The sequence below is a fragment of the Pseudomonas gingeri genome (assembly GCF_013386115.1).
Lineage (GTDB): Bacteria > Pseudomonadota > Gammaproteobacteria > Pseudomonadales > Pseudomonadaceae > Aquipseudomonas > Aquipseudomonas gingeri.
Genome location: NZ_JACAOR010000011.1, coordinates 68,032 through 80,261 on the forward strand (window position 1 = coordinate 68,032; position 12,230 = coordinate 80,261).

Here is a 12,230-nt window from a genome sequence, read left to right on the forward strand (position 1 = left end):
TCGGCAGCGGCAAGCTTCGTTCGTCCCATATGGATGCGACGAAGTTTCACCAGAAAAAGGAATCAGGCTTCTCATGGGCGAACTGGCCAAAGAAATCCTCCCGGTCAATATCGAAGACGAGCTGAAACAGTCCTACCTCGACTACGCGATGAGCGTGATTGTCGGGCGGGCATTGCCCGATGCGCGCGATGGCTTGAAGCCCGTGCACCGGCGTGTCCTGTTTGCGATGAGCGAGCTGGGTAACGACTGGAACAAGCCGTACAAGAAATCTGCCCGTGTGGTCGGTGACGTGATCGGTAAGTATCACCCTCACGGTGATACCGCGGTGTACGACACCATTGTTCGGATGGCGCAGCCATTCTCCCTGCGTTATCTCCTGGTCGATGGCCAGGGCAACTTCGGTTCGGTCGACGGTGACAATGCCGCGGCCATGCGATACACCGAAGTGCGCATGACCAAGCTGGCGCACGAGCTGCTGGCCGACCTGCACAAGGAAACCGTGGACTGGGTGCCGAACTATGACGGCACCGAGCAGATCCCGGCGGTCATGCCGACCCGTATCCCCAACCTGCTGGTCAACGGTTCCAGCGGCATCGCCGTGGGCATGGCGACCAACATCCCGCCGCACAACCTCGGTGAAGTGATCGACGGCTGCCTGGCGCTGATCGACAACCCCGAGCTGACCGTCGACGAACTGATGCAGTTCATCCCGGGGCCGGACTTCCCGACCGCCGCGATCATCAACGGCCGTGCCGGGATCATCGAGGCCTACCGCACCGGTCGCGGACGCATCTACATGCGTGCCCGCTCGACCGTCGAGGATATCGACAAGGTCGGTGGTCGCCAGCAGATCGTCATCACCGAACTGCCTTATCAATTGAACAAGGCTCGCCTGATCGAGAAGATCGCCGAGCTGGTGAAAGAGAAGAAGCTCGAAGGCATCACCGAGCTGCGCGACGAGTCCGACAAGGACGGTATGCGCGTCGTGATCGAGCTGCGTCGTGGCGAAGTGCCCGAGGTGATTCTCAACAACCTCTACGCCCAGACCCAGTTGCAGAGTGTGTTCGGCATCAACATCGTTGCGCTGATCGACGGTCGTCCGCGGATCCTCAATCTCAAGGACCTGCTGGAAGCCTTCGTCCGTCACCGTCGCGAAGTCGTCACCCGGCGTACCGTGTTCGAACTGCGCAAGGCCCGCGAGCGTGGACATATCCTCGAAGGCCAGGCCGTGGCCCTGTCGAACATCGACCCGGTGATCGCCCTGATCAAGGCTTCGCCGACGCCGTCGGAAGCCAAGGAAGCGCTGATCAGCACGCCCTGGGAATCCAGTGCGGTGATGACCATGGTCGAGCGTGCCGGGGCAGACTCCTGCCGTCCGGAAAACCTCGATCCGCAATACGGCCTGCGCGACGGCAAGTATTTCCTGTCGCCGGAACAGGCACAAGCCATCCTGGAGCTGCGCCTGCACCGCCTGACCGGCCTGGAGCACGAGAAGCTGCTGGCCGAGTACCAGGAGATCCTCAACCAGATCGGCGAGCTGATCCGCATCCTCAACAGCGCCACGCGCCTGATGGAAGTGATCCGCGAAGAGCTGGAAGTCATCCGCGCCGAGTACGGCGATGCGCGTCGCACCGAAATCCTCGATGCGCGCCTCGACCTGACCCTGGGCGACATGATCCCGGAAGAAGAGCGCGTGGTGACCATTTCCCACAGCGGCTACGCCAAGACCCAGCCGCTGTCGGCCTACCAGGCCCAGCGTCGCGGTGGTAAAGGCAAGTCGGCGACCGGCGTCAAGGATGAGGACTACATCTCCCACCTGCTGGTCGCCAACAGCCATGCCACGCTCCTGCTGTTCTCCAGCAAGGGCAAGGTGTACTGGCTCAAGACCTATGAAATTCCCGAAGCGTCCCGCGCCGCTCGCGGTCGTCCGCTGGTCAACCTGCTGCCGCTGGACGAAGGTGAGTACATCACCACCATGCTGCAGATCGACCTGGAGGCCCTGCAGCAGAGCGCCGGTGCCGATGACGACCTGGACGATGCCGATGATGCGGTGATCGAAGGCGAAGTGATCGAAGCCGATGAAGCGGCCGATGCGGCCGAAGAAGTCGATGGCGACACGGCAGAGCTGGTGGCCGAGCCGACCGGTGCCTATATCTTCATGGCCACGGCCTTTGGTACGGTCAAGAAAACCCCGCTGGCACAGTTCAGCCGTCCACGCTCCAGCGGCCTGATCGCCCTGAAGCTGAAGGAAGGCGATACCCTGATTGCCGCGGCGATCACCGATGGCGCCAAGGAAGTCATGCTGTTCTCCAACGCCGGCAAGGTGATTCGTTTCGCCGAGAGCGTGGTTCGCGAGATGGGCCGTGGCGCCCGTGGTATCCGCGGCATGCGTATCGGCAAGGGCCAGCAGTTGATCTCCATGCTGATCCCGGAATCGGGGGCGCAGATCCTGACCGCTTCCGAGCGCGGTTTCGGCAAGCGCACCCCGCTGAGCAAGTTCCCGCGGCGCGGACGCGGCGGCCAGGGCGTGATCGCCATGGTCACCAAGGACCGCAACGGCCAGCTGATTGGCGCGATCCAGGTGCAGGAAGGCGAGGAAATCATGCTGATTTCCGACCAGGGCACCCTGGTGCGTACCCGTGTCGACGAAGTTTCCAGCCTGGGCCGTAACACCCAGGGCGTGACCCTGATCAAGCTGGCCAGCGACGAGACCCTGGTCGGCCTGGAGCGTGTGCAGGAGCCGTCGGAAGTCGAAGGCGAGGACCTGGAAAGTGAAGAAAGCGTCGAGTTCGGCGGCGAGGTGATGATCGACGGCCTGGCCGACGATTCGTCGCTGGATGCTGCGACCGACGAAGTTGAACCGCAGGATTAATCAAGCGCCTGCGCCTGACGTTGTAGCTACTGTAGGGCAACCGATCGAGGTGTGATCGGTTGTGATCGAACGCGGAGCGGTCGTTGTCGGACCGCTTCGTCGTGTCAGGAGTATCGAGATTCCCCGGCCCGCTCGGCCGGCGATTCTTTCCTGCAGGGCGCCGGGCAGGACGGGCGGCGTGTATATCTCCAAGCAAAGCGAGAGTGGATGTGAGCAAACGAGCCTATAACTTCTGCGCGGGTCCCGCTGCGCTGCCTGAAGCTGTCCTGTTGCGTGCCCAGTCGGAATTGCTGGACTGGCACGGCAAAGGGCTGTCGGTCATGGAAATGAGTCATCGCAGCGATGAATTCGTCTCCATCGCCACCAAGGCCGAGCAGGATCTGCGCGACCTGCTGGATATCCCCTCGAACTACAAGGTGCTGTTCCTGCAAGGCGGCGCCAGCCAGCAGTTTTCCCAGATTCCATTGAACCTGCTGCCCGAAAACGGCAAGGCCGACTATATCGATACCGGTATCTGGTCGCAGAAAGCCATCGAAGAAGCCTCGCGTTATGGTGCTGTCAATGTGGCGGCCACGGCCAAGCCCTACGACTACTTCGCCATTCCCGGGCAGAACGAGTGGAACCTGTCCAAGGATGCCGCCTACGTTCACTACGCGCCGAACGAAACCATCGGCGGCCTGGAATTCAACTGGATTCCGGAAACCGGCGATGTGCCGCTGGTCGCCGACATGTCCTCGGACATTCTCTCGCGCCCTGTGGATATCTCCCGCTTCGGCATGATCTACGCCGGTGCGCAGAAGAACATCGGCCCGAGCGGCATCGTCGTGAACATCATTCGCGAAGACCTCCTGGGGCATGCGCGTTCGATCTGCCCGACCATGCTCAACTACAAGGTCGCGGCCGACAACGGCTCCATGTACAACACGCCGCCGACCCTGGCCTGGTACCTCTCCGGGCTGGTATTCGAGTGGCTGAAGGAGCAGGGTGGTGTAGCGGCCATCGGCAAGCTCAATGAGGTCAAGCAGCGCACTCTGTATGACTTCATCGATGCCAGCGGCCTGTACAGCAACCCGATCAACAAGACCGACCGCTCGTGGATGAACGTGCCGTTCCGTCTGGCTGACGACCGCCTGGACAAACCGTTCCTGGCCGGCGCCGACGCCCGCGGCCTGTTGAACCTCAAGGGTCACCGTTCGGTGGGCGGCATGCGTGCCTCCATCTATAACGCCGTCGACATCAATGCAGTCAATGCGCTGGTGGCGTACATGGCAGAGTTCGAGAAGGAACACGGCTAATGTCTGAGCAAGAACTCAAGGCACTGCGCCTGCGCATCGACAGTCTCGACGAGAAAGTCCTCGAGCTGATCAGCGAGCGCGCACGCTGCGCCCAGGAAGTCGCGCGGGTAAAGATGGCCTCGCTGGCCGAAGGCGAAGTGCCGGTGTTCTATCGCCCGGAGCGTGAAGCCCAGGTGCTCAAGCGAGTCATGGAGCGCAACCAGGGGCCGCTGGGCAATGAGGAGATGGCGCGGTTGTTCCGCGAGATCATGTCCTCCTGCCTGGCGCTGGAGCAGCCGCTGAAAGTGGCTTATCTGGGCCCCGAGGGTACCTTTACCCAGGCGGCGGCGATGAAGCACTTCGGTCATGCGGTGATCAGCAAGCCGATGGCGGCCATCGATGAAGTATTCCGTGAAGTCGCCGCCGGTGCGGTGAACTTCGGCGTGGTGCCGGTGGAAAACTCCACCGAGGGTGCGGTCAACCACACCCTCGACAGTTTCCTCGAGCACGACATGGTGATCTGTGGCGAAGTCGAGCTGCGTATCCACCACCATCTGCTGGTGGGCGAAAATACCAAGACCGACAGCATCAGTCGCATCTACTCCCATGCCCAGTCGCTGGCCCAGTGCCGCAAATGGCTGGACGCCCATTATCCGAATGTCGAGCGCGTGGCGGTGTCGAGCAACGCCGAGGCGGCCAAGCGGGTCAAGGGTGAGTGGAATTCGGCGGCGATTGCCGGCGATATGGCGGCAGGCCTGTATGGGTTGACCCGCCTGGCCGAGAAAATCGAGGACCGTCCGGACAACTCCACGCGGTTCCTGATGATCGGCAGCCAGGAAGTGCCGCCGACCGGCGACGACAAGACCTCGATCATTGTTTCCATGAGCAACAAGCCCGGCGCGCTCCATGAGCTGCTGGTGCCGTTCCACGACAACGGGATTGACCTGACGCGAATCGAAACCCGACCTTCGCGCAGCGGTAAATGGACGTACGTGTTCTTTATCGACTTCGTCGGCCATCACCGTGATCCGCTGGTCAAGGGTGTGCTGGAGAAGATCAGTCAGGAAGCGGTGGCCCTCAAGGTGCTGGGTTCCTACCCGAAAGCGGTTCTCTAAAGGCGTTGAACATGAGTGGCGACTTCCTCGCCCTGGCGCAGCCGGGCGTGCAACAACTTTCGCCTTACGTTCCGGGCAAGCCCGTGGACGAATTGGCGCGCGAGCTGGATATCGATCCGGCGCGCATCATCAAGCTGGCGAGCAATGAAAACCCGCTGGGCGCCAGTCCCAGGGCCCTGGCGGCGATTGGCGAGGCGTTGGCCGACCTGACCCGCTACCCGGACGGCAACGGCTTCGAGCTGAAGCAGCGCCTGTCCGAGTTGTGCGGCGTGCAGGCCAGCCAGGTGACCCTGGGCAACGGTTCCAACGATATCCTCGAACTGGTCGCCCGTGCCTACCTGGCGCCGGGCCTGAATGCGGTCTTCAGCGAGCATGCCTTCGCGATCTATCCGATCGTGACCCAGGCCGTGGCCGCCGACGCCCGCGTGGCTCCGGCCAGGGATTTCGGACATGACCTGCCGGCGATGCTGGCGGCGATCGACGAGAACACCCGCGTGGTGTTTATCGCCAACCCGAACAACCCGACCGGCACCTGGTTCGGCCCGCAGGCGCTGGAAGCCTTCCTGGCGAAGGTGCCCGGCAATGTGCTGGTGGTGCTGGACGAGGCGTATATCGAGTACGCCCAGGGCGAAGATCTGCCGAATGGCCTGAACTACCTGTCGACCTATCCGAACCTGCTGGTTTCCCGCACGTTCTCCAAGGCCTACGGCCTGGCGGCGCTGCGTGTCGGCTACGGGCTGTCGTCGCCGGCGGTGGCGGACATCCTCAATCGGGTGCGCCAGCCGTTCAACGTGAACAGTCTCGCCCTGGTGGCGGCCCATGCCGCGCTGGACGATGTCGAGTACGTGGCACGCAGTCGCGAGCTGAACGAAGCCGGCATGCGGCAACTGGAGGAAGGTTTCCGGCAGATGGGCCTGGGCTGGATTCCCTCGCGCGCCAATTTCCTCGCTGTCGATGTCGGTCGCGACGCGGGGCCGGTTTACCAGGGCCTGCTGCGCGAGGGCGTGATCGTGCGTCCGATCGCCGGTTATGGTTTGCCGCGGCACCTGCGCATCAGTATTGGCCTGGCCAGTGAAAACAGTCGTTTGCTCGAGGCCCTGGCCAAGGTCCTGGCTCGTGGTTGATGTCATGCCGATGCAATCTGTGACGCCTATGATCGGCCGCCTGGTGGTGGTCGGTCTCGGGCTGATTGGCGGTTCCTTCGCCAAGGGGCTGCGGGAAAGCGGCCTCTGCCGGGAAGTGGTCGGTGTCGATCTCGATCCGCAATCACGCCAGTTGGCGGTGGAGCTGGGGGTGGTCGATCGCTGCGAGGAAGATCTGGCGACCGCTTGTCGGGGAGCCGATGTGATTCAACTGGCGGTGCCGATCCTGGCCATGGAGAAGATGCTCGGCCTGTTGGCGGGCATGGACCTGGGGCAAGCGATCCTGACGGATGTCGGCAGTGCCAAGGGCAATGTGGTGCGTGCCGCCTGCTCGGCGTTTGGCGCCATGCCGCCGCGGTTCGTGCCCGGGCACCCGATTGCCGGATCCGAACAGAGCGGGGTGCAGGCTTCCAACGGCAAGCTGTTCCGCCGGCACAAGGTGATCCTGACCCCGCTGGATGAAACCGATCCGGCGGCGGTGGCCACGGTCGACCGGCTGTGGCGTGCCCTGGGCGCGGATGTCGAGCATATGCAGGTCCAGCGCCACGACGAAGTCCTGGCGGCCACCAGTCATTTGCCGCACCTGCTGGCTTTCGGCCTGGTGGATTCCCTGGCCAAGCGCAACGAGAACCTGGAGATTTTCCGTTACGCCGCCGGTGGATTCCGTGATTTCACGCGAATTGCCGGCAGCGATCCGGTCATGTGGCACGACATCTTCCTGGCCAATCGCGAGGCGGTGTTGCGTGCACTGGACACCTTCCGCAGCGACCTGGATGTCTTGCGCGATGCCGTCGACGCGGGGGATGGGCATCAACTGCTGGATGTGTTCGAGCGGGCCCAGGCGGCACGCGAACATTTCGGCAGGATCTTGGCCCGACGGGCCCGCAAGGACACAATGAACGCCAACGATGATCACAAAGAGGCTCAGTCGTGAATATTCAAGCTCCAGTCATCGCCATCGACGGACCCAGCGGCTCGGGCAAGGGCACTATCGCCGGTCTGCTGGCCAAGCGTCTGGGCTGGTGCCTGCTGGACTCTGGTGCGCTGTATCGGTTGCTGGCCTTCGCCGCGCGCAATCACGGTGTCGACCTGACCAACGAAGAGTCCCTCAAGCTGCTGGCCGCCCACCTCGACGTGCAGTTCATCGGTGCGACCGACGGCCAGCCGCAGCGCATCATTCTCGAAGGGGACGATGTCACCCAGGATATCCGCAACGAGTCGATCGGTGCCGGTGCTTCCCAGGTCGCGGCCCTGCCGGCGGTGCGCGACGCCTTGCTGCAGCGCCAGCGCGCATTCCAGGAGCCGCCGGGGCTGGTGGCCGACGGTCGCGACATGGGGACCGTGGTGTTTCCCGATGCGCCGCTGAAGATTTTCCTCACCGCCAGTTCCGAGGAGCGGGCGCGTCGCCGGTACTTGCAGTTGAAGGCCAAGGGCGATGATGTTAGTCTGTCGAGTCTGCTAGATGAGATACGTGCACGCGATGAGCGTGACACCCAGCGAGCGGTAGCCCCGCTCAAGCCGGCGGCTGACGCCATACAGCTGGATTCCACGGAGTTGTCCATCGAGCAGGTGCTGGAACGCATCATGAGCGAGATCGCCATTCGCGATATCGCCGGGTGACCAAGAAGCGTGCAGGGGACCAGTCATAGTCCTGCATGGCTTCTTTCATATGAACGTAACCCACACCGTCTGGGGTGTGGCAGATGGGCGTATTCTTCGCCCTTATCAACAGGAATTAAAATGAGCGAAAGCTTTGCGGAACTCTTTGAAGAGAGCTTGAAGACCCTTAATCTTCAGGCTGGTTCGATCATCACCGGTGTTATCGTTGATATCGATTACCAAGCTCGTTGGGTCACTGTCCACGCTGGTCTGAAGTCTGAAGCTCTGATCCCGCTGGAACAGTTCTACAACGATGCTGGCGAGCTGAACATCAACGTCGGTGACGAAGTTCACGTGGCGCTGGATTCGGTTGAAGACGGCTTTGGTGAAACCAAGCTGTCCCGTGAAAAAGCCAAGCGCGCTGAATGCTGGATCGTTCTGGAAGCAGCCTTCGCAGCCGAGGAAGTGGTCAAGGGCGTTATCAACGGTAAGGTTAAAGGCGGCTTCACTGTCGACGTTAACGGCATCCGTGCGTTCCTGCCAGGTTCCCTGGTTGACGTCCGTCCAGTGCGCGACACCACGCACCTGGAAGGCAAAGAGCTCGAGTTCAAGGTCATCAAGCTCGACCAGAAACGCAACAACGTTGTCGTTTCCCGCCGCAGCGTCCTGGAAGCCGAGAACTCCGCCGAGCGTGAAGCTCTGCTGGAATCCCTGCAGGAAGGTCAGCAAGTCAAGGGTATCGTCAAGAACCTCACCGACTACGGCGCATTCGTCGATCTGGGTGGCGTCGATGGCCTGCTGCACATCACCGACATGGCCTGGAAGCGCATCAAGCATCCATCGGAAATCGTCAACGTTGGCGACGAGATCGATGTCAAGGTTCTGAAGTACGATCGCGAGCGCAATCGTGTTTCCCTGGGCCTGAAGCAGCTGGGCGAAGATCCATGGGTTGCTATCAAAGCCCGTTACCCAGAAAGCACCCGCGTTACCGCGCGTGTAACCAACCTGACCGACTACGGCTGCTTCGCTGAGCTGGAAGAAGGCGTTGAAGGTCTGGTGCACGTTTCGGAAATGGACTGGACCAACAAGAACATCCACCCTTCGAAAGTCGTACAAGTCGGCGACGAAGTGGAAGTCATGGTTCTGGACATCGACGAAGAGCGTCGTCGTATCTCCCTGGGCATCAAGCAGTGCAAGTCGAACCCATGGGAAGACTTCTCTGGCCAGTTCAACAAGGGCGACAAGATCTCCGGCACCATCAAGTCGATCACCGATTTCGGTATCTTCATTGGTCTGGACGGCGGCATCGACGGTCTGGTTCACCTGTCCGACATCTCCTGGAACGAAGTGGGCGAAGAAGCCGTACGTCGTTTCAAGAAGGGCGACGAGCTGGACACCGTCATCCTGTCGGTTGACCCAGAGCGTGAGCGCATCTCCCTGGGCATCAAGCAACTGGAAAGCGACCCGTTCTCCGAGTACGTCTCGGTTAACGACAAAGGCGCCATCGTTAAAGGCACTGTGAAAGAAGTTGACGCCAAAGGCGCCATCATCGTTCTGGCCGACGATATCGAAGCGACTCTGAAAGCCTCCGAAATCAGCCGTGACCGCGTTGAAGACGCGCGTAACGTCCTGAAGGAAGGCGAAGAAGTAGAAGCCAAGATCATCAGCGTTGACCGCAAGAGCCGCGTGATCCAGCTGTCGATCAAGTCGAAAGACGTTGAAGACGAGAAAGAAGCCATCCAGAGCCTGAAAGCAGCTCCGGAAGGCGAAGCAGCTGACACCACCATGGCTGCTCTGCTGCGTCAAGCAATGGCCAAACAGAACTGAGTTCTGTCTGACTGTTGAAAAAAGGGCGACTTCGGTCGCCCTTTTTTATGGCCGGGATTTGAGTGTTTCACGGGTGAAACCAAATCGGACGTGCTACGGTCACATTTATAAGTGTAAAGATCTGTGTGTCTGGATCAGCCATTGTCAGCTGTCGAAGGCTTTTCTCAGGGTGTCACCTTGATAAGGATGTGAATGAGCAAGCTCATAGCAGTATTTGCCCTGGCGTTGCTTGCCGGATGTACCACCAACGCCAAGACCCACGTCAGGCACGGTGTGAGCGGTATCGAGATCGACTGCTCGGGATTGGGTTCCGGCTGGGAAAAGTGCTACAAACGGGCGGCTCGCGAGTGCAAGGCTCAGGGCTACAAGGTCGTCACCAAGTCCAGTGATGCCAAGGATGATGAAGGTGACTATCTCTTTGGCTGGAATCCGGCAGGCTATGCCACCCGGACGATGCTGGTGATCTGCAACTAGTCGATATACACACCTCCAGGCCCGGACGTATCTGGTATGCAGATAAGTCAATAGATGGGCTGTTCAAAATCCTCAGGTCATGCTAAAACCTTCGAAGCGCTTTTCCTAGCTGCTTGAAAAAGAAGGGAAAAATATGACGAAGTCGGAGTTGATCGAACGAATTGTCACCCATCAGGGGCTGCTCTCATCCAAGGATGTCGAGTTGGCCATCAAGACCATGCTTGAGCAAATGTCCCAGTGCCTGGCGACTGGGGACCGGATCGAAATTCGTGGATTCGGTAGCTTTTCCCTGCACTATCGCGCACCGCGCGTGGGGCGCAATCCCAAGACCGGGCAGTCGGTCAGCCTGGATGGGAAGTTTGTACCGCACTTCAAACCGGGGAAGGAGCTTCGGGATCGGGTGAATGAAGATGAAGAGCATGATGATGCCTGATCATCTTCGCCAGGTGCGTATGCGTCTGGCCTGGTGATCTGTCCCGTTGTTCATCACCCAGCGGGCGATTGTATCTATCCCGATAAATCGGCATTCCGTTTATTGGATGGCATCCGGGATTGACCCGTTCGGTTCACTGTCTCCCTTTGTGCTCCGGGATCATGTCCGGTCGTAGCGGCTATTTCCCCGTTATCTCTTCCCCTCTGTATTTCGCTGGTTTTCTTGTCCATGGTGGCAAGTGTCGAGTTATTGCGTAGAGTCGTCTATATTCGCGGGCCCAACTGCCAGGTCGAGTATTTTCTGGCTTGGCCTCCTGTTTTTTACGACGCGTAAAGTTTCCGGGTCTGGCGAGTAAAAGCTGCTCGTGAATATCGTTATTTAAGTGTGGCAAGGATCTTGGCTTGATGATGATTTTGTTGTGCTGTTTGGTCGTGTTGATGGCGTCGTTATTGTTGACGGGCGCTCTTCGTCATTACGCGTTGGCGCGCAGCCTGATGGATATTCCCAACGAGCGCAGCTCTCATTCCGTCGCCACTCCCCGTGGTGGTGGCGTGGCCATCGTCGTCAGTTTCCTGGCTGTCTTGCCTGTCCTGGCGTTTACCGGCATCGTGCTTTGGCCCATCGTCTGGGCGCTGCTGGGTGCCGGCGCCTGTATCGCGCTGGTGGGGTTTCTCGACGATCATGGCCATGTAGCTGCTCGCTGGCGCTTGTTGGCTCATTTTTCGGCGGCGGCCTGGTTGCTTTTCTGGATGGGTGGCCTGCCGACTCTTGATATCATGGGCGCACGTATCAACCTGGGGTTGGTCGGTGATGTCTTGGCCGCCTTCTATCTGGTGTGGATGCTCAATCTTTATAATTTCATGGATGGAATCGACGGGATTGCCAGCGTAGAAGCGCTGACGGCGTGCCTCGGCGCGTGTCTTGTCTATACACTCACAGACAATGCAGGCCTGATCTGGCCGCCGTTGCTGCTGGCGATGGCGGTCGGTGGTTTTCTATACTGGAATTTTCCACCTGCCAGGATTTTCATGGGTGATGCCGGCAGCGGTTTTCTCGGCGTGATGCTCGGCGGGCTTTCCCTCCATGCGGCCTGGGCTGAACCCCGGTTGCTGTGGGTGTGGTTGATTTTGCTGGGCGTGTTCGTCGTCGACGCGACGTTTACGTTGATACGACGTTTACTGCGTGGTGACAAGGTGTACGAGGCGCATCGCAGTCATGCCTATCAATTTGCCTCGCGGCAGGTGGGCAGCCATCTGCCGGTGACTCTGGCGGTAACCGGGATCAATCTTGGCTGGTTGTTGCCGATTGCCCTATGTGTCGGATTGTCGATAGTGGACGGCGCCATCGGGCTGATTGTCGCGTATGTGCCGTTGGTTTTCCTGGCCTTCAGGTTTCACGCGGGCGAGCTGGAAAAAGCGGGCTGAGCGTTATCGTTTTTCCAGTTGGCTTGGACATGCCTGTATCGGATACAGCATGTGTATTGCCGTTTTTTGG

The 12,230-nt window shown here is 60.1% G+C and carries 9 protein-coding genes and 1 pseudogene; all 10 read left to right on the forward strand.

What is annotated here, in order from left to right:
- The first annotated feature begins 73 nt into the window (after positions 1-73).
- The 10 genes and pseudogenes from gyrA (at position 74) to HX881_RS21490 (ending at position 12,160) form a co-directional block, all read left to right on the forward strand.
- Complete coding sequence (gyrA, locus tag HX881_RS21445; RefSeq protein ID WP_177086518.1) at positions 74-2,872, forward strand: DNA gyrase subunit A; 2,799 nt, start codon at positions 74-76, stop codon at positions 2,870-2,872.
- Between the two features lie 209 nt (positions 2,873-3,081).
- Positions 3,082-4,167 carry a 3-phosphoserine/phosphohydroxythreonine transaminase gene (gene serC, locus HX881_RS21450; protein WP_042937231.1) on the forward strand — a complete coding sequence of 362 codons (1,086 nt, stop codon included), beginning with the start codon at positions 3,082-3,084 and terminating at the stop codon, positions 4,165-4,167.
- Positions 4,167-5,261, forward strand: coding sequence for a prephenate dehydratase (gene pheA, locus HX881_RS21455; RefSeq protein ID WP_017129662.1), 1,095 nt, complete (start codon positions 4,167-4,169; stop codon positions 5,259-5,261). The genes serC and pheA overlap by 1 nt, the downstream gene beginning before the upstream one ends.
- 11 nt (positions 5,262-5,272) lie before the next feature.
- Positions 5,273-6,385: a histidinol-phosphate transaminase gene (gene hisC / locus HX881_RS21460; protein ID WP_017129661.1), complete on the forward strand. Its 1,113-nt coding sequence runs from the start codon at positions 5,273-5,275 to the stop codon at positions 6,383-6,385.
- A 28-nt stretch (positions 6,386-6,413) separates the two neighbouring features.
- Positions 6,414-7,313: pseudogene (locus tag HX881_RS21465) on the forward strand (prephenate dehydrogenase/arogenate dehydrogenase family protein); the annotation flags it as partial.
- Between the two features lie 20 nt (positions 7,314-7,333).
- Positions 7,334-8,023 carry a (d)CMP kinase gene (gene cmk, locus HX881_RS21470; RefSeq protein ID WP_017129660.1) on the forward strand — a complete coding sequence of 230 codons (690 nt, stop codon included), beginning with the start codon at positions 7,334-7,336 and terminating at the stop codon, positions 8,021-8,023.
- 120 nt (positions 8,024-8,143) lie between these two features.
- A complete protein-coding gene (gene rpsA, locus HX881_RS21475; protein WP_017129659.1) occupies positions 8,144-9,829 on the forward strand; it encodes a 30S ribosomal protein S1 in 1,686 nt (561 codons plus the stop codon).
- 192 nt (positions 9,830-10,021) lie between these two features.
- A complete protein-coding gene (locus HX881_RS21480; protein WP_017129658.1) occupies positions 10,022-10,303 on the forward strand; it encodes a hypothetical protein in 282 nt (93 codons plus the stop codon).
- A 133-nt stretch (positions 10,304-10,436) separates the two neighbouring features.
- A complete protein-coding gene (gene ihfB, locus HX881_RS21485; protein WP_017129657.1) occupies positions 10,437-10,736 on the forward strand; it encodes an integration host factor subunit beta in 300 nt (99 codons plus the stop codon).
- Between the two features lie 404 nt (positions 10,737-11,140).
- A complete protein-coding gene (locus HX881_RS21490; protein ID WP_017129656.1) occupies positions 11,141-12,160 on the forward strand; it encodes an MraY family glycosyltransferase in 1,020 nt (339 codons plus the stop codon).
- Positions 12,161-12,230 lie beyond the last annotated feature (70 nt).

Coding starts and splice junctions, on each gene's coding strand:
- rpsA (WP_017129659.1), top strand. CDS start 8,144: ATGAGCGAAAGCTTTGCGGAACTCTTTGAAGAGAGCTTGAAGACCCTT.
- HX881_RS21480 (WP_017129658.1), top strand. CDS start 10,022: ATGAGCAAGCTCATAGCAGTATTTGCCCTGGCGTTGCTTGCCGGATGT.
- pheA (WP_017129662.1), top strand. CDS start 4,167: ATGTCTGAGCAAGAACTCAAGGCACTGCGCCTGCGCATCGACAGTCTC.
- gyrA (WP_177086518.1), top strand. CDS start 74: ATGGGCGAACTGGCCAAAGAAATCCTCCCGGTCAATATCGAAGACGAG.
- hisC (WP_017129661.1), top strand. CDS start 5,273: ATGAGTGGCGACTTCCTCGCCCTGGCGCAGCCGGGCGTGCAACAACTT.
- HX881_RS21490 (WP_017129656.1), top strand. CDS start 11,141: ATGATGATTTTGTTGTGCTGTTTGGTCGTGTTGATGGCGTCGTTATTG.
- ihfB (WP_017129657.1), top strand. CDS start 10,437: ATGACGAAGTCGGAGTTGATCGAACGAATTGTCACCCATCAGGGGCTG.